The following is a 21058-nucleotide window of genomic DNA, read 5'->3' on the forward strand; positions in this document are numbered from 1 at the left end:
TGGTCATCACTTCGAGCTTGATCCCCTCCTCCGCCTGGAGCCGGATGACGACCCTCATCTCTGGCTCGAAGAGGTGGAGGGCGCGGAGGCCGTCGCCTGGGTCGAGGCGCGCAATGCCGAGACGCTGGCGCGCTTCACCGACCCTGTCATGGAGCGCGACCGCACGGCGGTGAAGGCCATCCTCGACCGGCCTGACAAGATCCCCCTCGTGTCACGGCGCTGCAAGCTCCTCTACAACGTCTGGCGCGATGCCGAGCATCCCCTCGGCCTGTGGCGCCGCACCGACGAAGCCTCCTACCGCGCCGGCGCCCCCGCCTGGGAGATCCTCCTCGACATCGACGCCCTGGCGAAAACCGAAGGCGTGGATTGGGTTTGGGGCGGCGCGACGCTGATCCCCGGCACCCATGACCGCGCCCTGGTGAAGCTGAGCCGGGGAGGGGGCGACGCCACCATCCTGCGCGAATTCGACCTGCCGACGCTGAGCTTCGTCGCCGACGGGTTCACACTCCCCGAGGCGAAGGGCGGGGCGGATTGGCTCGACCGCGACACGCTGATCCTGTCGAGCGCCCTCGGCGAGGACATGGCCACCCGCTCCGGCTATTCCCGCACCGTGCGGCTCTGGACGCGCGGCACCGACCCGCTCGCGGCGACCATCCTGTTCGAGACCGCGCCCGAGAATATGGGCCTCTGGGGCGGTGTCGACCACGACGCGCCGGGCGAGCGCGTCGTCTTCGTCGAGCGCACCGGCTTCTTCGACGGCACCGTCCATATCGGCGACCGGACCGGGCCGACCCATCGCCTCGACGCCCCCACCGACGCCGATATCTCCCTCCACGGCGACCATCTCGTCATCCGCACGCGCTCAGTCTGGGATGTGGGCGGCAGCGTTCACGCGGCCGATACGGTGCTCGCCATCGCCCTGCCGGCCTTCCTCGACGGCGACAGGACCTTCACCGTGCTGTGGGAGCCTTCCGAGCGCAGGGCGCTGCAGAACGTCTCCTGGGCCGGCCCGCGCCTCATCGTCGATGCCCTCGACGACCTGCGTCCCGCCTACAGCGTGTTCGAACCGGGGGAGGGCGGCTGGAACCGCCTGAGCCTGCCGGGCCTGCCGGAGATCGGCTCGGTCTCGGTCTGGCCCTTCGATTCCGAGCCGAGCGAGTCCGACGGCTCGCTCCTGGCGATGGTTCAGGACCCGCTGACGCCGCCGACGCTGCTGGCGATCCCCGGCGACCTCTCGGCGCCCACCATCCTGCGCACCACGCCACCGGCCTTCGATACGAACGGCCTCACGGTCACCCGCCACGAGGCCGTCTCGGTGGACGGGGAGCGCATTCCCTATGTCCAGGTCGGCCCCGGCGGGGAGACCGGCGACGCGCCCGTGCATCTCTCCGCCTATGGCGGGTTCCAGATCTCGCTGCTGCCGACCTATCAGGGCGTACTCGGCAAGCTCTGGCTGGAAAAGGGCGGCACCGGCGTCGTCGCCAATATCCGCGGCGGCGGCGAGTTCGGCACCCGCTGGCACCAGGCCGGGCGGCGCGAGGGCAAGGCGCTGGCGCATGCCGATTTCGCGGCGGTGGCGGCCGATCTGGTGGCGCGGGGCGTCACGAAACCCCGGCGCATCGCCGCGCAGGGCGGCTCGAACGGCGGTCTCCTCATCGCCAACATGCTGACCCGCTACCCCGAGCGCTTCGGCGCCCTGTTCTGCACGATCCCCCTCATCGACATGCGGCGCTATGCGAAGCTCCTGGCCGGTGCGAGCTGGATCGCCGAATACGGCGACCCCGATCTGGAGGCGGATTGGAGCTTCCTCGGCGCCATCTCGGCCTACCACACGGCGGAGGCGGGCAAGCCCTATCCGCCGATCCTCATCGCCACCACGCGGCGCGACGACCGCGTCCATCCGGGCCATGCCCGCAAGATGGCGGAGAAGCTGCGCCATCTCGGCTACGACCCGGCCTTCTTCGAACCGGCGGCCGGCGGCCACGGCTACGGCAAGGACAATTCCGAGACAGCGGCTTTCCTCGCCCTCGGCATGGGATTTCTCCGGCAATCCATCGGCTGGGTTCCCGAGGAGGGCTGACCGCTCAGGCGTCGCGCCGGCGCATCCCGTCGCGGATGACGTAAGCGCCACCGGCCACCGCCATGAGAGCGAGCGCATACCAAGTCAGCGCATAGACGAGGTGGTTGTCGCTGAAGGCCACCACGGTGAGCCCGCCCACGGGATACCCTCCGGGATTGGGCTCCGCATCGGCATCGATGAAGTAGGGGGCGGTCGGGCCGAGGCCGCGCGCAACGGCGATGGCCGCCACATCGCGCGAGTACCAGCGATCGGCAGCGGGGTCGTTGCGGCGCAGGAAACCGCCACCGGGCTCCGACATGCGCAGCAGGCCGGTGACGCGAATCTCGCCCGCCCGCCGACCGATCTCCCGCGTCGCCGGATCGCGCATCTGCGTCGGAACGAAGCCGCGATTGACGAGGATGGTGGAACCATTCGCGCCGACCAGCGGCGTCATCACCCAGTATCCGCCGCCGAGCTCCGTGACCGCCTGGACCAGGGTCTCCCGGTCATCCGCGAAGGTCCCGGTGGCGAAGACGCGCCTGTAGGCATCGGCCGCGACATCGAGCGCGAGCCAGTCTGCGCGACCCGGAGAAGGAACCGCATCGGCATGGACCCGCGCATCGACGCGGGCGATCAGGTCATGCTTCCACGCGCGGCGCTGCACTTGCCATGTGCCGAGTGCCGCGAAAGCCACCACGGCCACGAGTGTCAGGACGCCGACCGCGGCAAGCGTCGGGGTCGCGCGCCGCGAGGATCTCTCCGTACTCATCGAAACGGGACGGCACTAAAGCCATGGCCCCGCCGCGGATTTCGCATCCGGGACGGGGCCATGGACTTCCGATGTCGCATCATCTGTCCAGCGAACAGGGTCGCGTTCCGGGGTGATGCGCTAATGGTGCTGATGGAGGCTGGTCGGCGTCATCGGCATCATGTTCGTGTTCAGGTGATACATGACCCAGACGGAGCCGGTGAGCGTGATCACCACCAGCGTCAGGGTGAAGATCAATGCCAGGATCGTCCACCCGCCCTCGGACTTGGTGTTCATGTGCAGGAAGTAGACCATGTGGACCACGATCTGCACGACGCCGAAGCCCATGATGACGAGGCCGGTCAAACGGGGGCTTCCGAGCACGTCGCCCATCACCAGCCAGAACGGAATGGCAGTGAGGATGACGGAAAGCACGAAGCCGGTGACGTAGCCCTTGAATGAGCCATGACCGCTATGGTCGCCGTGGCCCTTCACGTCCTCTTCATGGTCAGCGGCATGGGCGGACTGGCTGGCGGCGCTCATTGCAGCACTCCCATGAGATAGACGAAGGTGAAGACGCCGATCCAGATGACGTCCAGGAAGTGCCAGAACATCGACAGGCACTGAAGCCGCCGCTGGTTCTCCGGGATCAGGCCCTTCTGTTCGGTCTGGACCATCAGGACGATGAGCCAGACGAGGCCGAGCGTCACGTGCAGGCCGTGGGTGCCCACCAGGGTGAAGAACGACGACAGGAAGGCGCTGCGTTGTGGGCCGGCGCCCTCATGGATGAGGTGGGCGAACTCGTAGAGTTCGAGCCCGATGAAGGCGAGGCCGAACAGGCCGGTCACGCCGAGCCAGAGCTGCATCCGCCGCTGCTCGCCCTTCGCCATCTCCAGCATGGCGAAGCCATAGGTGATGGAGGAGAACAGCAGCATCGAGGTGTTCAGCGCCACTAACGGCAGGTCGAACAGGTCCTTCGGGGAAGGACCTGCCGCATAGTTGCGGCCGAGAACGGCGTATGTGGCGAACAGGGCGGCGAAGATGAGGCAATCGCTCATCAGGTAGATCCAGAAGCCGAGCATGGTGCCGCCTTCGGGATGGTGATCCTCCTCCATGTAGAAGGAGGGTGCCTCGCCGTCCTTGGCGAGGGTGGGGGAGTGCGACGCCATGGTTCTCAGACCCGACCTTCGAGCATCCGCGTCCGTTCAGTCTCGGTACCGATGACGGCATCGGCCGAGATGTAGAAGTCGCGGTTGTAGTTGAACGTATGACCGATGGCGACGACGGCCATGGCGATGAAGGTCAGCGCCGCGAGCCACCAGATGTACCAGATCATGCCGAACGAGAACCCGATGCTGAGGATACCCAGGATCATGCCCGTGCCGGTGTTCTTCGGCATATGAATCGGACGGAAGCCCTTGAGCGGTCGCGCATAGCCGCGGCGCTTCATGTCCGACCACGCATCGTGGTCGTGGATCACCGGCGTGAAGGCGAAGTTGTAGTCCGGTGGCGGCGAAGAGGTCGACCATTCGAGGGTCCGGCCACCCCACGGGTCGCCGGTGTGATCACGCAGGGCTTCGCGCCGCATGAAGCTCACCACGAGCTGGATGATGAACGAGAGGATGCCGAGGGCGATCAGACCGGCGCCGAAGGCGGCGATGATGAACCAGATCTGCAGCGACGGATCGTCGAAATGCTGCACACGGCGGGTCACGCCCATCAGGCCGAGGACGTAGAGCGGCATGAAGGCGAAGTAGAAGCCCGTGAGCCAGAACCAGAACGACATCTTCCCCCAGAACGGGTCGAGCCGGAAGCCGAAGGCCTTCGGGAACCAGTAGGTGATGCCGGCCAGCATGCCGAACAGCACGCCGCCGATGATGACGTTGTGGAAGTGGGCGATGAGGAACAGGCTGTTGTGCAGCACGAAATCGGCCGGGGGCACGGCGAGCAGAACGCCGGTCATGCCGCCGATGGTGAAGGTCACCATGAAGCCGATGGCCCAGAGCATCGGCTCCTCGAAGCGGATGCGACCCTTGTACATGGTGAAGAGCCAGTTGAAGAGCTTCGCCCCCGTCGGGATCGAGATGATCATCGTCGTGATGCCGAAGAACGAGTTCACGGAGGCACCCGAGCCCATCGTGAAGAAGTGGTGCAGCCAGACGAGGTAGGACAGGATCGTGATGACCACGGTGGCGTAGACCATGGACGCGTAGCCGAAGAGCCGCTTGCCGGAGAAGGTCGAGACGATTTCCGAGAAGACGCCGAAGGCCGGGAGGATCAGGATGTAGACCTCCGGGTGACCCCAGATCCAGATGAGGTTCACGTACATCATCGGGTTGCCGCCGAGGTCGTTCGAGAAGAAGTGCGTGCCCACGTAGCGGTCGAGGGAGAGCAGCGCGAGAACGGCCGTGAGGATCGGGAAAGCGGCGACGATGAGGATGTTCGTGCAGAGCGCAGTCCAGGTGAAGATCGGCATCTTCATCATGGTCATGCCGGGGGCACGCATCTTCACGATGGTGGCGATGAGGTTGATGCCCGAGAGCAGGGTGCCGATACCGGCGATCTGAAGACCCCAGATGTAATAGTCGACGCCCACGCCCGGGCTGCCGGCGGGGCCGGAGAGCGGCGGATAGGCAAGCCATCCGGTGCGGGCGAACTCGCCGACGAACAGCGAGGCCATGATCGTCGCGGCACCGCTGACGGTCATCCAGAAGCTGAAATTGTTGAGGAACGGGAACGACACGTCGCGCGCACCGATCTGCAGCGGCACGACGAAGTTCATCAGGCCGGTGACCAGGGGCATCGCCACGAAGAAGATCATGATCACGCCGTGGGCGGTGAAGATCTGGTCGTAATGGTGAGGCGGCAGGTAACCCTCGTTGGCACCGAAGGCCATGGCCTGTTGCGAGCGCATGAGCAGCGCGTCGGAGAAGCCGCGCAGCAACATCACCAGGGCGAGCACCACATACATGATGCCGATCTTCTTGTGGTCGACGGAAGTGAACCAGTCGCGCCACAGCGGACCCCACCAGCGCATATAGGTGATGAGGCCCAGCAGCCCGACGCCACCGATGGCGACGCCGATGAAGGTCACAAGCAGGATCGGCTCGTGATACGGGATGGCTTCGAGAGTCAGCCGCCCGAAGACGAGCTTCTGAAGATCGAGATTGGCAAACATGGGATCGCTTCGTTCCCGGTTATCGGCGAGGGGACGTACCGATCGATTCGGTACCCGTCTCTCATGGGTTCAATTTAGTGATGCCGTCGCCGTGACGCGCCTGTCCCGAAGGCCGCGCGTCATCGCGTCGGCCTAGCGGTTCAGTTGCGCCGGGGCAGGGTCACTTGGCTTCGTGTCCGGCCCGGAATGGTCATGGTGGTGATCGTGCCCCTTGGCGGGGTCGACCTCCTGGGTGCGTGGCTTCTTCTCGGAGGCGGGGAACGTGGCCCCCTGCGCTTCCTCGCCGCGGACCGCATGACGGTTGTCGTAGCGGAGCCTCTCTTGGTTGGCGTGGCTCTCCTTGCCGGCGCCGCCCTTGGAATCGATGCTCATCATCTCACCCATGCACATCTTGCCCTCAATGACGCACATGTTGAGGATGGCGTTATAGAGGCCGGGCGCGACCGAGGAATAGTAGCTCACCGGCTCACGCTCGCTCGGCTTTTCCAGCGCGATGAAGGCATCGCGGGTGAGCTCCTTGCCTTCGGCTTTCGCCTTGGCCACCCACTGGTCGAACCCCTCTTGGGTCACGCCGTGGAACTTGAAGTTCATCCGTGAGAAGCCCTCGCCGCTGTAATTGGCCGAGAATCCCTCGTAGACGCCCGCCTTGTTGATGACGGCGTGCAGCTTCGTCTCCATGCCGGCCATGGCATAGATCTGTCCCGCCAGCGCCGGGATGAAGAACGAGTTCATCATCGAGGCCGAGGTGATCTTGAAGTTGATCGGCACGTCCACCGGTGCCGCCAGTTCGTTCACCGTGGCGATGCCGAGATCGGGATAGAAGAACAGCCATTTCCAGTCGAGGGCCACGACCTCCACGGTCAGCGGCTTCACATCCGGGGAGAGCGGCCGCGAGGCGTCGATGCGGCTCAAGGGCCGGTAGGGATCAAGCGTATGCGTGCTGATCCAGGTCAGCGCCCCGAGGGCGATGATGATGACGAGGGGAGCGGACCAGATCAGCACCTCGAGCTGCGTCGAGTGGTGCCATTCGGGATCGTACTCGGCTTCGGTGTTCGACTGACGGTAGCGCCAGGCGAAGAAGAGCGTGAAGGCGATCACGGGTAAGATGATCAGCAGCATCAGCCCCGTCGAGGCAACGATCAGGTCACGCTGCCGCGTGGCGATGTCGCCCGCGGGTTGCATGACGACCATGTTGCAGCCCGACAGAAGGGCCACGAGAGGCAGGATAGCGAGAGCGCGCAAGGATCTGGATGACATCCGACCGGCTGCAGTGAGACGTCCGCGGACGGAACGTCGGGAGGAAACATCTGGTTTACGAGAAGCGGCGGTTCGGACCGGACCGCTTACCGCGAGACCGGTTCGATACGGGCTTCTCCTGCGCAGTGCAAAGGCGCCCTGGCAAGGGCCTGCGGCTTCAATCAGCCGGGCGTTCGGAGCATAGCTGATTTATCTCGCGAGAGGCAGTAAGAAGGGGAGCATCATCCGCGGACTATATGCCATAGCAATCCGCGAATCGTGCTGTTGCATCGCTTTGCCGCAGTGCAACAAGCCTTCATAATCGGAACACAGGGGCGCGCCAAGTGCGGCGTGTCCTCCCACCCTTCAAGCAGCGAATGGCCGTCCATGAGCCAAGATTACGCGTTGCAGACCCCGCCGCATCTGAGTGCAGGTGCCCGGGCCGGCGCTACCGAACCCGAGGTCGCCCCCGGCGACATTGCCGTCGGCGTCCTTATCGGCCGGACGTCGGAGTTCTTCGACTTCTTCGTCTTCGGCATCGCCTCGGTATTGATCTTCCCGAAGGTCTTTTTCCCGTTCGTGTCGCCGTTGGACGGCACACTCTACGCGTTCGCCCTCTTCGCCCTTGCCTTTGTCGCCCGGCCGATCGGTTCGGTGATCTTCATGGAGATCGATCGGCGGCACGGGCGGGGCGTGAAGCTGACGATCGCCCTTTTCCTGCTCGGCGGCTCGACGGTGTCGATCGCCTTCCTGCCGACCTATCATAGCATCGGAATGGCCTCGGTCTGGCTGCTTGCCGCCTTCCGGATCGGGCAGGGGCTCGCCCTTGGGGGAGCCTGGGATGGTCTGGCGTCGCTCCTCTCGATCAAGGCCCCCAGCGACCGCAAGGGCTGGTACGCGATGATCCCCCAGCTCGGAGCGCCGATCGGCTTCGGGCTCGCCAGTGCCTTGTTCTCGTTCTTCCTCGCCAACCTGACCATGGACGACTTCCTGGATTGGGGCTGGCGGTATCCGTTCTACGTCGCTTTCGCGGTCAACGTGGTCGCCCTCTTTGCCCGGCTTCGCCTCGTCGCGACGGAGGAATTCACGCAACTCCTCGAGACCCGCGAACTCGCCCCGACCCCGGTCTGGGAGATGATTCGCGCGCAGGGACGAACCGTCCTTATCGGTGCATTCGTGCCGCTGGCGAGTTTCGCCCTGTTCCACCTTGTGAGCATCTTCCCGATCAGCTGGATCACCCTGTTCACGAAACGCTCGGCCGGCGAGTTCCTGCTGGTGCAGTTCGTCGGCTCCATCGTCTTTGCTGGCGCGATCGTGATCTCGGGAATCGTCGCAGATCAGGTGGGCCGTCGCAGACTAGTGGGAATCGCCGCCAGCCTGATCGGCCTGTTCAGCCTCGCCAGCATTCTCGCGCCTCTGCTGTTCGGCGATAGTGAGACCGGCCAAACGATCTATGTCCTTGTCGGCTTCGGCCTGCTCGGCCTCTCCTACGGCCAGACCTCCGGCTCGGTGACCGAGAATCTCGGGACACGGTACCGCTATACCGGCGCTGCGCTGACCTCGGACCTTGCCTGGCTGATCGGAGCCGGTTTCGCGCCCCTCGTGGCGCTCAGCCTGTCGAGCCGGTTCGGCCTGGCCTGGGTCGGCGTCTACCTCCTGTCCGGCGCGGTCGCGACCTTGAGCGCGCTCGCCATCAACCGGAAGGTCGCCGCGTACTGACGCCGAGGTAAGAGCCCCCACGAAGAAAGGCCCGCATGCCACGCATGCGGGCCTTTTTCGTTCCAGCTCGTCGTTCAGCGGATGGCGGCGCAGCTCTCAGCGGACGGACCGATTGCAAGATCCCCCTGACGCGGATTGTTGAGGGCAAACGCTCCGGCATCCTCACGCGGGAAAAAGCTCGGACCGAGTTCGCGCTCGAAGAAGCCGTTACCGACTTCGTAGAAGCAACGATCCTTCACGGCGGTGACGGCGAAGCTTCGCTGTAGGACGGGTTGTCCGAGGGGCACACCACCACGAAGCACTCCGCCGCAATAACCCGAGATCTCCACAGGGGCCGGCCCGTCGAGCCTGATCGTCCGGGAGGTGCCAGGGCGAACCGTCACGGCGGGACCGACACCCTGGCCCACCACCAAGGTCAATGTGGACCGGTTGGCGACCTGTCGCAGGCACGACGCTTCGGCCGTACCCTGGCTATTCGCCAGAACCGTAACAGATGCGAGCCCTGCGAAGACGAGCGTCGAGCGGAGAGGCATGGCGTAGCCTTTCGAGTTTCGGACTGTAGGAAGTAGGTCGCAACGGATGTCCCGGTCGGGTCAGCGGTTGATCCCGCCCGGGCCGCCCGAGGTTCCGCCGGTGCCGGGCAGGGCACCGGTTCCGGGCGGACCGCCGACGCCGGTGCCGACGCCAACTCCGGACGACGTGCTCGATGCCGCGCCCGCGCCACCGACGGGGGCCTTGGAAGCGGAGGATTTTTCCACAGATCCTTCGACCGGAATTGCCCCGCTCGACGGCGTCTGGCCGCGTCCACCCTCCGGTGCCATCGCCTCACCGCGGCTTGACGGAACGGTACCAATGCCGGCCGGCGCTTCGATAATCTGCGCGATGGCGGCTCCCGTCGGCAACAGAGCAAGGCATAGGCTGAAAACGAGGGGTCTGGCGATCATCGAAGCGAAATCCTGAACGACGGGTGATGTCTGGGGCAGAACTCCGCCCGGTTCAGTTCCGTTCAAATCGGAGACAGAAGAAGAGCCTGAACACCCGCATATCCACGCGATCACGCGGCATGGAGTGCCTTTTCGAGTTCGCCCTTCGACATGGTGGACCGGCCGCGAATGTTCGCGGATTTGGCCTTCTGCATCAGCTCCGCCTTCGTCGGGCCGCCGGACGCCTTCCCTTGCTTGGCCCCGGCCTTCCTGGCGGACGCAGATTTCTCGGCCACGTCCTTCGGCTGACTGGAGAACTGCTTGCCCTCCTTGGTGTCGGCGCGCTTCTTTCTCGTGGAGCGATCATACTCGTCCTTCGACAAGGATGAGCGGGCCTTCTTTGGAAGATAGCGCTCCCCGGTCTCACCGCTGGGCTTGCCGGATTTCGTATCCCACTCCTCGTTCGACCATTGCGTCAGGCTGTTCTCGTCGGACTTCTTGCCCTTGTAGCCGCCTCCGGCCTCCTTGTAGGCCTTCGTTGCCGCTTGGGCCTTGCGGGCAGACCATTGACCGGGCCTGCCTCCCTTGTCGGAAGCGGTCACCTCGGACTTGATCCTGTCCCACAGCTTAGGGTCGGTCTTTTCTGCGCTGGCGGCCATCGTTCGAGCCTATGCTTGTTTCCGTGCGATCAACCTGCACCGAGGGGGCCGGTTCCCGGTGGACGGCGTGTCATCAATCCGTGAGAAAGCAACGCGATACAGGCGATACGGCCGGAAACGCGGTAAAGCCGCGACATTGACTTGAGAAGCCGCAGCCTCCACCTCGCGAACGCGCAGGGCGGCTCCCATCCCAGGCGAGACGAACGGGACCTTTGGAATGAGCGAGAGTGGAATGGCAAAGCCCACGGTGTTCATTGATGGAGAGGCCGGCACCACCGGCCTCGGCATTCGCGAACGCTTGGAGCGCGAGGGCCGCGTTTCCCTGAAGAGCATCCCGCACGAGAGCCGCAAGGACATTGCGGTGAAACGCGCGCTTCTCGCAGATGTGGATCTCGTCGTCCTTTGCCTGCCCGACGATGCGGCGAAGGAAACGGTGGCCTTGGCCGATGGTCTGCCCAATGGCGGGCCCCGCATCTTGGATGCCAGCACTGCCCATCGCGTCAGCCCCGGCTGGGCCTACGGCTTTGCCGAATTGAATGCCGGTCAGGCACAGGTGATCCGCGAGGCGCGGCGCGTCGCTAATCCCGGCTGCTATCCGACCGGAGCCATCGCCCTCGTGCGTCCCCTGGTCGATGCCGGATTGCTGCCGTCCGATACTCCGATCAGCGTCAATGCGGTCAGCGGTTATAGCGGCGGGGGTAAGAACATGATCGAGGCTTATGAGGCCGGAGAAGCGCCGGCCTTTCAGCTCTACGGTCTCGGCTTTGCTCACAAGCACGTTCCGGAACTACAGACCTATGGTGGCCTGACCCGCCGGCCAATCTTCATCCCATCCGTGGGAAACTTTCGCCAGGGCATGCTTGTGAGTATCCCGCTTCACCTCGATACCCTGCCGGGACATCCGGATTCAGCGGCGCTCATAGCAGCCCTTACCGCTCATTACGCCGGCAGCACCATGGTGACGGTGATTCAGACCAGCCCGGACGACAAGCCGGACGCCGAGGCCTTGAACGACACCGATCATCTCGAGTTACGGGTCTATGGCACGTCGGACCATGCTCAGGCACTGCTTGTGGCCCGGCTCGACAATCTCGGAAAAGGTGCATCCGGCGCCGCCGTGCAGAATATCGGCCTCATGCTGGGTCTGGATTAAGATCGGGACGCGGATTGGGACAAAGGCCGTTGCCCCTCCATGTCCTCGTTGCCGGACATGCCGCAATCCGTCAGTTCAGCAAGCTCTCGTCCGACGCCAAGTCTATGCACACCAAGACTACGCGTCGTGATGCCGCAGGTTCGTATCATCGGGTCCATGGGCAGGTTCAGCGCCATGACCCAGGTTCTTTTCAAGGATCCCCCCAAGACGGGTCATCGGCCTGGATCGGAAACGGATAAGGGCGAGCCAAGGATCGGTAGACCCCCGTGACCGGAGCTCGGTTTTGGCCGGGAGCATGACTTCAGCCAAAAACAGGATCGAGCCATCTCCACGGGCCCGAATTGCTTCAGCACGAATCTGCTGAGGCAACGTCATCCCTCATCGATCACATCACGCCAAGCTGCTTAATTTCCCCTCCGTTCGAAGTCTGGTTTCTCGATGCCAGAGGACCGAAAACAGGCGAGATTTTTTGCAAATCCTCAAAGCGAAGGCAGCAAGACTGACCGATTTTATTGGTCAAACATGAATTTTGAAGATGCATCCCGGGAACTGTTCATCGTTGAACAAGTTGGGGGTCGGTGCTTGACGCTTGTGTGATGGCACCGCTTCGCTTTGGTGTGGCGGGAGCGGTGAGGTTCAGAGGCGATTCTCTCATCTCTGGTCTTTGGCATGCTCGGTGAGTCAGGAGAGAATTGTCGTTCTTCGAACGGCAGTAGCGATACCCGGCAGACCTGCCGCAGCCCTCGGATCGTTCGGCTTAAAGTATGGTGGGAGAGCAAAGATACGACTGCACGAGAGTATACTTTCTGAGAGGCTACGCGCAATCTGCCAATCAGATCGTGCAGATCGCGATTCGAGCGGCGTCAGGCATCAGTATGTGGCCAACTCCCGGTGTCATCGGCGAGTGTTGCGATGAAAGCGCTCTAACGGACACTTGAACGGAATCGCCGGCGAAGAGGCTGTGACCGTCGCTGTTTTACGACCGGGTGATTGTTGTAAGCGGGTTTTGCTCACTTATGCCCCATAATAGCGACCGGCAATCATGAATCGCCCGCTCGAACCACTGGGTTTTCGACGCTGGCGAACCTGCAATGAACGGTTGAGACAGTTTTTACCGATACCCCGCGCCGGTGGCAAAGTTCTGTACGCCCTCCTGCACAGGACCCGATGTTAAGCGGCCCTCCGCGACGCTCTAGTGCTGCAGAACGATCGATAAACTCTGCTCGCTCTACCGCCAAACGTATGGGAAACGGACGATGTGGGCGCTCGCAATCGGCCAACACGCGAAACATTTGAACGAAAGATCCTTAAAACCGCGAATTTCCTCCAATAACATCTTGCTAGACGCGCAGACAGAGCTTAGGCATGTGTACAGTTTCAACATAACGAACCGATGGCGTGAATATCATGAGTGAATCAGACACCGACTCAGCCCGTCTCATCACCTTAGCGGCAGACATCGTCTCCGCGTATGTCAGCAACAATCACGTGCAAAGCGCCGAACTGCCTAAGCTCCTGAGTGATGTGCACGAGGCCATTCGTTCGGTGAGCACGAGCAGCGCACCCGCCACGGAAACCGGCCCGCCGAAGGCGACGCCGCAGGAAATCCGCCGCTCGGTAACACCCGACTACTTGGTCAGCTTCGAAGACGGCAAGCAGTACAAGACGCTTCGTCGGCACCTCACCCTGCGCGGCCTCACCCCCGAACAGTACCGTGCCAAATGGGGCCTGCAGCCAGACTATCCGATGACGTCGGCCGCCTATTCCGAGCAGCGGTCGGAGCTGGCGCGCGCCCTTGGTCTCGGTCAGCAACGCCGCAAGACCGTACCCGCCGTATCTAAGGCAGAGCCCGAAGAAGTCGTCAGTGAGCCGGAGGAAGAGGCCGTCGCTGCTCCGCCGGAGAAGAAGCGTCGCGGACCCCGCAAGAAGCAGGCGGCCTGAAACCTGTCCGACGGCGCCTATTCGGGCGCCGTCTCGTTTATCCGATCATTGACGATGACGCCCATTCCCACTGCGATGCTGGGGATGGGCTTCGTCTCGATCACGTAGCGTTGTTGAGGAAAGTCACGGCGGTCACGATCCTCGATGAGTTTTCAGTACCGGAGCCTGGCAGGCTTGTTATCCACACCTGATGTGGTCTCGTACTGCCGGTCTGGACAGTGTGGCGTACGAGGTTGGGGACGACTGGTCGTGCCGTACGTCCTCGGTGACTTGCGCAACGCTGAGGCGGCCTGAGCGGTCTTGTTTCCACACGGTCAAGGTGCGTAAAGGTCTGCCGGATGTCCGGCGATACGGGTTCAGCCCTCTGCAAGGAGGCTCCGATATCACGCCGTTCAGTTTGCGTGTCACAGTCGGGCTTAGCAAGGCAAACGTCCGCTCCGTACGGTTGGTCTCGAGCCTCATCGAAGTCCAGCTCTGAAAGGGCTGAGGCTGCGTGGGCAGCGACCGATGCGCGGCGAGGCGTCGAACGAGCGCCGTCGTTCGTTCCGGCAGGCTCTAATGGCACAAAGTCAGGGTTCGCAGGAGGCTAATGACAGGTCGGGAGGGGGGTGTTAGGAGAAGCGCGGCACCCTGACTCCGTAGCTCAGCTGGATAGAGCAGCCGCCTTCTAAGCGGCAGGTCGTTGGTTCGAGCCCAACCGGGGTCGCCATGCACGCTCTTTCGGTGGTGCTGCGAGACTGCTCAGTGCGCCTCGGTCACCCTCTCCTCCCCGGGAATGAAGAAGGCGCTACCGATGGCTCGGAAGCGCCATGTGTTTCGCCGCCGGATGCCACTGGAACCTTGCCGGTGGGCAAGGATGCTCCCGGCGGCCCGGGAGCATCGTCTCTCAACGTCAGAAGCCAAACCGCACGTAGGGGCGGGGGGCGTAGGCATAAGGGCGAGGCGCATAGGCGTAGGGCCGGTAGTACGGACGGTAGTACGGCCGATAACCGTAGCCATAGCCATAGCCGTAGACTGGCACCGGACGGGGCGCGTAGTAGCCGAACGCACGGGACGTGGCCCGGCATCCGAACGCGGATGGATAATAGCCGTAGCCGCAGCCGCCCGCGGCCTCAGCCGTCGTCGTGGCGGCAGCCATCGTCAGGCCGCCGATGACGGCGCCGATGAGGCCTAAAGTCTTGACATGCTTCATGACACGAACTCCGGATCGCATCCCCTCGGGACCACAGCTTCACCTCGGGGCGTGCTGTATCAAGACACTCGATCGCTGAACGAATTCTGACATTTCCGCCGCCTGAAGCGCCATCCGACGCAGGCGAGCTTGAGCGCGCGATTTCGTGATTGAGAAAGCGTCATCGAGCGCCTTCCGCCCCCAACCGGGAGAGGGCGTCCCCGCCGCGACGGACGGGATTGACGCCGCCCCCAGATGAGGTCTCCTCACCCGACACCCGTCCGCGTCCTCGACAGATCGAAAGTCCGCCATGACAGACCTCAAGACCCTGCGCGACGTCTCGGGCCTGAGCCCGGCACCGGCCAGACTCCGGGCCTCCGCCCTGATCATGATCGACCTGCAGAACACCTACCGCGAGGGAATCATGCGCCTGGAGCAGGTGGAGCCCGCCATCCGCGCCGCACGCGAACTCCTCGGCCGCGCGAGGGAGGCCGGCATCCCCGTTATCCACATCCAGCACGATGCCGGGCAGGGTTCGCCCTACGACATCTCGGCCGCCATCGGGCGGATCAGCGACGAGGTGGCGCCGCAAGACGGCGAGACGGTGATCGTGAAGAACTACCCCAACGCGTTCGTCGGCACGAACCTGCAGAAGCATCTGGAAGAATCCGGCGTGCAATCGGTGCTGCTCGCTGGTTTCATGACGCATATGTGCATCAACTCGACGGCGCGCGGTGCCTTCAACCTCGGCTTCAGCCCGACGGTGGTGGCCTCCACCACCGCCACCCGTGCTTTGCCCGGCCCCGATGGTTCGGTGGTGAGTGCCAGCGCCCTGCAGGCCGCGAGCCTCGCCACCCTCGGCGATCTCTTCGCCGTGATCGCCCCGAACGTCGGGGACATCGCGGAGTGACACGAGGCTGCGTCTCTCACCCGCCCGAGGGGAACGTGTGCGGCGCAGCATCGTTCGGCTTCTGAAGCAGGAGCTCAAGCCATGAAAATCGACATCGTCGCGGATCTCGTCGTCGAAACCTTGCAGCAGGTGGGTGTCCGGCGGATCTACGGTGTCGTCGGCGACAGCCTCAACGCCATGACCGAATCGATCCGGGCGCGGGGCGTCATCGACTGGGTGCATGTGCGGCACGAAGAGGTCGGCGCCTTCGCGGCGGGCGCGGAAAGCCAGATCACGGGAGAGCTGGCGGTCTGCGCCGGCTCCTGCGGCCCCGGCCATGTCCATCTCATCAACGGACTGTTCGATTGCCATCGGAGCCGGACCCCGGTCCTGGCCATCGCCGCGCATATCCCCTCGGCCGAGATCGGCTCAGGCTACTTCCAGGAAACCGACCCGAAGGCCCTGTTCGCGCAGTGCAGCCATTATTGCGAACTCGTCTCAGACCCGTCGCAACTGCCGTTCGTCCTCGACAACGCCATCCGCGCCGCGGTGGGTCAGCGCGGTGTCGCGGTGGTGATCATCCCCGGTGACGTGGCGTTGAAGGATGCGCCGGCCAGCGCCATCGCGCCCAATGCAGGCCTGCTGCCGGCCAAGCCCACGATCCGTCCCGCGGAGGCCGAGCTCAACGCACTCGCCGAACTCCTCGATGGCTCATCCAAGATCACGCTGCTCTGCGGCCGGGGCTGCGCCGGCGCCCATGCCGAACTGCTCCAGCTCGCCGAAGCGCTGAAGAGCCCCATCGTCCATGCCCTCGGCGGCAAGGAACACGTGGAATACGACAACCCTTACGATGTCGGGATGACCGGCCTCATCGGGTTCTCGTCCGGCTACGCGGCGATGCGCGATTGCGACACGCTGCTGATGCTCGGCACCGACTTTCCCTACAAGCAGTTCTACCCGGCCCATGCCAAGGTGGCGCAGGTCGATCTGCGCCCGAACCAGCTCGGCCGGCGCACGAGGCTCGATCTCGGTCTCGTCGGCGACGTACGCGACACGATCACGGCGCTGCTGCCGAAGCTCGGCGTCAAGTCCGACCGGGCCTGGCTCGATGCCAGCCTGAAGCACTACGCCAAGGCGCGCGAGGACCTCGACGATCTCGCCACCGGAGCGTCGACCAAGGGCTGGTTCGGCCTGAAAACGGCGAACTCGCCGATCCATCCGCAATATCTCACCAAGCTCCTCAGCGAGGCCGCGGCGGACGACGCGGCCTTCACGGCGGATGTCGGCACGCCGACGATCTGGGCTGCGCGCTACCTAAAAATGAACGGCAAGCGCCGGCTCCTCGGTTCGTGGGTGCATGGCTCCATGGCCAACGCCATGGCGCAGGGGATCGGCGCGCAGGCGGCCTGTCCCGGCCGGCAGGTGGTCTCCCTGTCCGGCGACGGCGGTTTCACCATGCTGATGGGGGATCTGCTGACCCTGCGGCAGGAGAAGCTGCCGCTGAAGGTGGTGATCTTCAACAACGGCTCCCTCGGCTTCGTCGAGATGGAGATGAAGGCCGCGGGCTATCTTGAGACCGGCGTCGCCCTCGAGAATCCGGACTTCGCCGCCATGGCCCGGGCAACCGGCCTCCACGCGGTGCGAGTGGAGGACCCGGCCGAACTGGAGGGCGCGATCCGCGAGGTGCTGGCCCATGACGGCCCGGCGGTGCTCGATGTGGTGGTCAACCGCCAGGAACTCTCGATTCCGCCGAAGATCGACGGTCAGCAGGTGAAGGGGTTCAGCCTCTACGTGCTCCGTGCGGTGATGAGCGGCCGGGGGGATTCGGTTCTCGACCTCGCCAAGACCAACATCATCCGGTAGATGAAGGGCAACCTTTGAACGTATCCAAACTGTACCGTGATGCGGCATCCGCCCGTGAGCGCTGCCGCATCCCAGGAGAGAAGACCGGTTTCCATGCGCATCGGACTGTTCGTGCCGTGCTACGTCGATGCCTTCGAGCCTGAAGTCGGCATCGCGACGCTGGAATTGCTGGAACGCTTCGGCCTCGACGTGGCCTATCCTTTCGACCAGACCTGCTGCGGCCAGCCAATGACCAATACCGGCTGCCATGCCGAAGCCGCGGCGACCGAAGCGCTCTTCGTCAGGAACTTCGCCCCGTTCGACTACATCGTCGCCCCGTCCGGCTCCTGTGTGCATCAGGTGCGCGAGCATCTCACCGCGATCCCGCAGACGGACGAGGTCAAGGCCGTGCGGGGGAAGACCTTCGAACTGGTGGAGTTCCTCCACGATGTGCTGAAGGTCGATGCCTTCCCCTGGGCCGAGTTCCCGCACAAGGTCGGGTATCATTCGAACTGCAACGCCCTGCGCGGCATTCACCACGCGCGGCCCTCCGAGCTCAACAAGCCGGCCTATTCGAAGCCCCTCGATCTCCTGGCCAAGGTGAAGGGGATCGAGATCGTTACCCCGGCCCGGCCGGACGAATGCTGCGGCTTCGGCGGGACGTTCAGCGTGTTCGAGCCGGCCGTGTCGGCCAAGATGGGCTACGACAAGGTCAGCGACCACAGCCGTGCCGGGGCCGAATACGTGGTCTCGTCCGACTCGTCCTGCATGATGCACCAGAAGGGCTGCGCCGCCCGGATCGGCGTGCCCCTCAAATTCATCCACATCGCCCGCATCCTCAACGGAGTCTCGGCATGAGCGCGCATGAGGAGAGCGGCCCCCGCGACCGCATGATCCATCCCGAGGTCGCCAAGGCCGGCGACGAGAGCGAGCGCGGCCAGGATGGGCGCCGCCTCGATCATGCCGAAGCGACGACGAGGCCGATCAGCGCGGAGCCCAAGGCGAAGGCGGTGCGCGAGGCGCAACCGCGCGGTGCCAAAATTCGCGGCAACCGGCCGATCGATCAGGCCGAGGCCGCCGAGCGTTTCCTCGCGGCTCCCCTTCACCAGAAAGCTCATGACGAGCGCCTCTGGGATCTGCGCAAGAAGCGCGACACGGCCGCCTTCGGCATTCCGGAATGGGAGGAGCTCCGCGACCTCGCCTCGCAGATCAAGGCGCACACCCTGTCGAACCTCGATCGGTATCTCGAAGAGTTCGAGGCAAATGCGAAGGCCAATGGCGTCCATGTCCATTGGGCGGCGGACGGGGCCGAGCACAACCGCATCGTCCACGGCATCCTGAAGGATCATGGCGCCAAGTCGCTGATCAAGTCGAAGTCGATGCTCACCGAGGAATGCGGCTTCCGGCACTACATGGCGGGCACCGGGATCGAGGTGATCGAGACCGATCTCGGCGAGCGCATCCAGCAGCTCGACAACGAGGAGCCGAGCCACGTGGTGGTGCCGGCGGTGCACAAGACCCGGTTCGATGTGGCGGCCGTTTTCGCCAAGACCATGGGGACGGACCCCGAGAACGACGACGCCCATTACCTGGCCGAAAGCCAGCGGATGCATACGCGCCCCCTCATCCTGGAGGCGGATGCGGGCATGACCGGCTGCAATTTCGCCATCGCCGAGACCGGCACGGTGGTGACCTGCACCAACGAGGGCAATGCCGACCTCTCGGGCAATGTGCCGAAGCTGCAGATCCACTCCATCGGCATCGAGAAGCTGATCCCGCGCATCGAGCATCTGGGCGTGTTCCTGCGGCTGCTCGCGCGCTCGGCCCTCGGCTCGCCCATCACCCAGTACACCTCGCATTTTCGCGCCCCCCGCGAGGGCAGCGAGATGCACTATGTGCTCGTCGATAACGGTCGCTCCGAGCGGCTCGGGATGGAGGAGTTCTGGACCTCGCTCAAATGCATCCGCTGCGGCGCCTGCATGAACACCTGCCCGGTCTACCGGCGCTCTGGTGGCCTCTCCTACGGCGCCACCTATTCCGGTCCGATCGGCCTCATCATCGACCCGACCTTCAACAAGCGGAAATACTCGACGCTGCCGTTCTCCTCGACCATGAACGGCAGCTGCACCAATGTCTGCCCGGTGAAAATCAACATCCACGAGCAAATCTTCGCCTGGCGCAAGGTTTTGGCGGAGGAGCACCAGATCCCGCTGCTGAAGCAGGGCATGATGAAGGCCGCCGGACAGGTGTTGAGCCGGCCCGCCACCTACCGGGCCGCCATCGGCGCCGCCGATTCCGCCCTCAGGGCGCTGCCGCGCTTTGCGGTCTACAACCCGCTCAACACCTGGGGGAAGGGCCGCGAGATGCCCGACAGCCCACGCCAGAGCTTCCACAGCTGGTACAAGCAGAACCGGATGGACAAGAAGCCGGAGACGGACGCGTGAGCAGGGCTTCTTTCTTGTCGGCGAGATCACTTCGGCTGGCGCGCATCCCCTGTTCGGGGAGCGTGTCGAGGCGGCAGCCGGCGGTGAGGGGGCGCGTCCGGAGACGCCAAATCCTGAGAGCCCCCCTCACTATCGCTCCGACGTCGCCGTTACTCGCCATAGGGGCGGCAGGGTCCCTGCGGCCCTTTCCTCGCCCGGCGGCTGCTGAATTCACCCATCGGCTCGAAGGCCGTTGGCTCGATCCAAGAGAGTTCGACAGGAGGCGCGACGTGCTCCCTCTCCTGAAAGGAGAGGGTTGGGGTAAGGTGTGGTGCATCTCCGGAGAGGTCACACACCTCACCCTGTCCCTCTCCTTCCAGGAGAGGGGACCCGAGCGGCCTACGAGATGTATGACTATCGTAGGCCCGGCGGGGAGGGGGAAGTGCGCAGCCTCGGCCCGGCAGGATCATCGTCGTTGGAGTGTCGGCCGATGAGCGCCCGCGACGACACCTTGGCCCGCATCCGCAAGAATCGCCCCGCCGGGGATCATCCCCTGCCGCTGGTCCCGGATTTCGCGCCCTTGGTCGGCGACGATCTCGTGGCCGAGTTCGGCGAACGCCTGAAGCGCATGGGCGGGCGCATCGCGGTGCCGGTTCCGGGCGAGGACCCCTTCGCCGACGTGCGCGAGCGGCTGAACCACAGCGCGGTGATCGCCTCGGCAGTGCCGGAGATCGCCGGCAACCGCGATCTCTCCCAAGTGGCGTCGCCGGGCGATCTCGCCGATGTCGACGTCGCCGTCGTCCGCGCCGTGTTCGGCGTGGCCGAGACCGGGTCCGTCCTGTTCACGCAGGACGAGTTGCAGGTGAACGCGGTGGCCTATCTCGCCCAGCACCTCGTTGTGCTGCTCGATCCCGCCGACATCCTGGTCAACATCCAGGCAGCCTATCGCCGGCCGGATTTCGGCCGGGCGGCCTATGCCGTGCTCCATACCGGGCCGTCCGCCACCGCCGATATCGAGGGCGTGCTGATCCACGGCGCGCAGGGCGTGCGCTCGCTCACGGTGATCCTGCTCCCCCGTGCCTGACAGGTCGGTGTCGGGTAGCGACGGGTGGGCTGC

18 protein-coding genes and 1 tRNA gene are annotated in these 21058 nt (G+C 64.4%); 10 read left to right on the forward strand and 9 right to left on the reverse strand.

The genetic code is table 11. The annotated features are described in order from the left end of the window. Window positions 1-34: 34 nt before the first annotated feature. Window positions 35-2080, forward strand: a complete 2046-nt coding sequence (locus FPV16_RS17155; RefSeq protein WP_227439645.1) for a prolyl oligopeptidase family serine peptidase — start codon at window positions 35-37, stop codon at window positions 2078-2080. A 4-nt stretch (window positions 2081-2084) separates the two neighbouring features. Here the strand turns inward: FPV16_RS17155 and FPV16_RS17160 are convergent, their stop codons facing one another. From FPV16_RS17160 to cyoA, 5 genes are all read right to left on the reverse strand, one after another. Beyond that, window positions 2085-2828: an SURF1 family protein gene (locus FPV16_RS17160; RefSeq protein ID WP_227439590.1), complete on the reverse strand. Its 744-nt coding sequence runs from the start codon at window positions 2826-2828 to the stop codon at window positions 2085-2087. A 120-nt stretch (window positions 2829-2948) separates the two neighbouring features. Then, window positions 2949-3350: a cytochrome o ubiquinol oxidase subunit IV gene (cyoD, locus tag FPV16_RS17165; RefSeq protein ID WP_227439591.1), complete on the reverse strand. Its 402-nt coding sequence runs from the start codon at window positions 3348-3350 to the stop codon at window positions 2949-2951. Continuing rightward, window positions 3347-3976, reverse strand: a complete 630-nt coding sequence (gene cyoC / locus FPV16_RS17170; protein WP_227439592.1) for a cytochrome o ubiquinol oxidase subunit III — start codon at window positions 3974-3976, stop codon at window positions 3347-3349. The genes cyoD and cyoC overlap by 4 nt, the downstream gene beginning before the upstream one ends. A gap of 5 nt (window positions 3977-3981) precedes the next feature. Continuing rightward, window positions 3982-5985 carry a cytochrome o ubiquinol oxidase subunit I gene (gene cyoB, locus FPV16_RS17175; protein ID WP_227439593.1) on the reverse strand — a complete coding sequence of 668 codons (2004 nt, stop codon included), beginning with the start codon at window positions 5983-5985 and terminating at the stop codon, window positions 3982-3984. A 132-nt stretch (window positions 5986-6117) separates the two neighbouring features. Then, window positions 6118-7242: a ubiquinol oxidase subunit II gene (gene cyoA, locus FPV16_RS17180; protein WP_227439594.1), complete on the reverse strand. Its 1125-nt coding sequence runs from the start codon at window positions 7240-7242 to the stop codon at window positions 6118-6120. 366 nt (window positions 7243-7608) lie between these two features. Here cyoA and FPV16_RS17185 point away from each other — a divergent pair, with 366 nt between their 5' ends. Next, entirely contained in the window at window positions 7609-8940 is a 1332-nt protein-coding gene (locus FPV16_RS17185) for an MFS transporter (RefSeq protein ID WP_227439595.1), read from the forward strand. Window positions 8941-9014: 74 nt separating this feature from the next. Here the strand turns inward: FPV16_RS17185 and FPV16_RS17190 are convergent, their stop codons facing one another. The 3 genes from FPV16_RS17190 to FPV16_RS17200 all read right to left on the reverse strand — a co-directional run bounded on the left by FPV16_RS17190 (window position 9015) and on the right by FPV16_RS17200 (window position 10522). Next, a complete protein-coding gene (locus FPV16_RS17190) occupies window positions 9015-9473 on the reverse strand; it encodes a hypothetical protein (RefSeq protein WP_227439596.1) in 459 nt (152 codons plus the stop codon). Window positions 9474-9533: 60 nt separating this feature from the next. Next, on the reverse strand, window positions 9534-9884 hold the full coding sequence (locus FPV16_RS17195) for a hypothetical protein (protein ID WP_227439597.1): 351 nt from the start codon (window positions 9882-9884) through the stop codon (window positions 9534-9536). A gap of 110 nt (window positions 9885-9994) precedes the next feature. Further along, entirely contained in the window at window positions 9995-10522 is a 528-nt protein-coding gene (locus tag FPV16_RS17200) for a DUF5872 domain-containing protein (RefSeq protein ID WP_227439598.1), read from the reverse strand. Between the two features lie 217 nt (window positions 10523-10739). Between FPV16_RS17200 and argC the strand changes: the two genes are divergently transcribed. The 3 genes from argC to FPV16_RS17215 all read left to right on the forward strand — a co-directional run bounded on the left by argC (window position 10740) and on the right by FPV16_RS17215 (window position 14325). Continuing rightward, the gene (gene argC, locus FPV16_RS17205; protein ID WP_227439599.1) at window positions 10740-11675 is read left to right on the forward strand and encodes an N-acetyl-gamma-glutamyl-phosphate reductase; all 936 of its coding nucleotides are present in this window, start codon (window positions 10740-10742) and stop codon (window positions 11673-11675) included. A gap of 1407 nt (window positions 11676-13082) precedes the next feature. Continuing rightward, a complete protein-coding gene (locus FPV16_RS17210; RefSeq protein ID WP_227439600.1) occupies window positions 13083-13616 on the forward strand; it encodes a MucR family transcriptional regulator in 534 nt (177 codons plus the stop codon). 632 nt (window positions 13617-14248) lie between these two features. Next, window positions 14249-14325 (forward strand) — tRNA-Arg (locus tag FPV16_RS17215). A gap of 183 nt (window positions 14326-14508) precedes the next feature. On the opposite strand, the gene FPV16_RS17220 is transcribed toward FPV16_RS17215, so the two are convergent. Then, a complete protein-coding gene (locus FPV16_RS17220) occupies window positions 14509-14808 on the reverse strand; it encodes a GCG_CRPN prefix-to-repeats domain-containing protein (RefSeq protein WP_227439601.1) in 300 nt (99 codons plus the stop codon). A gap of 289 nt (window positions 14809-15097) precedes the next feature. Between FPV16_RS17220 and FPV16_RS17225 the strand changes: the two genes are divergently transcribed. From FPV16_RS17225 to FPV16_RS17245, 5 genes are all read left to right on the forward strand, one after another. Further along, window positions 15098-15697: a cysteine hydrolase family protein gene (locus FPV16_RS17225; protein ID WP_227439602.1), complete on the forward strand. Its 600-nt coding sequence runs from the start codon at window positions 15098-15100 to the stop codon at window positions 15695-15697. Between the two features lie 81 nt (window positions 15698-15778). Further along, window positions 15779-17539 (forward strand): ubiquinone-dependent pyruvate dehydrogenase, encoded by a 1761-nt coding sequence (gene poxB, locus FPV16_RS17230; RefSeq protein ID WP_227439603.1) that lies wholly within the window; start codon window positions 15779-15781, stop codon window positions 17537-17539. Between the two features lie 93 nt (window positions 17540-17632). Next, window positions 17633-18376, forward strand: a complete 744-nt coding sequence (locus tag FPV16_RS17235) for a (Fe-S)-binding protein (RefSeq protein ID WP_227439604.1) — start codon at window positions 17633-17635, stop codon at window positions 18374-18376. Then, window positions 18373-19962: a lactate utilization protein B gene (locus FPV16_RS17240; protein WP_227439605.1), complete on the forward strand. Its 1590-nt coding sequence runs from the start codon at window positions 18373-18375 to the stop codon at window positions 19960-19962. The genes FPV16_RS17235 and FPV16_RS17240 overlap by 4 nt, the downstream gene beginning before the upstream one ends. Before the next feature lie 469 nt (window positions 19963-20431). Then, on the forward strand, window positions 20432-21025 hold the full coding sequence (locus FPV16_RS17245; RefSeq protein ID WP_227439606.1) for a LutC/YkgG family protein: 594 nt from the start codon (window positions 20432-20434) through the stop codon (window positions 21023-21025). Window positions 21026-21058: the final 33 nt, after the last annotated feature.

This window comes from Methylobacterium sp. W2, from assembly GCF_020662345.1.
In the GTDB taxonomy this organism is placed as follows: Bacteria; Pseudomonadota; Alphaproteobacteria; order Rhizobiales; family Beijerinckiaceae; genus Methylobacterium.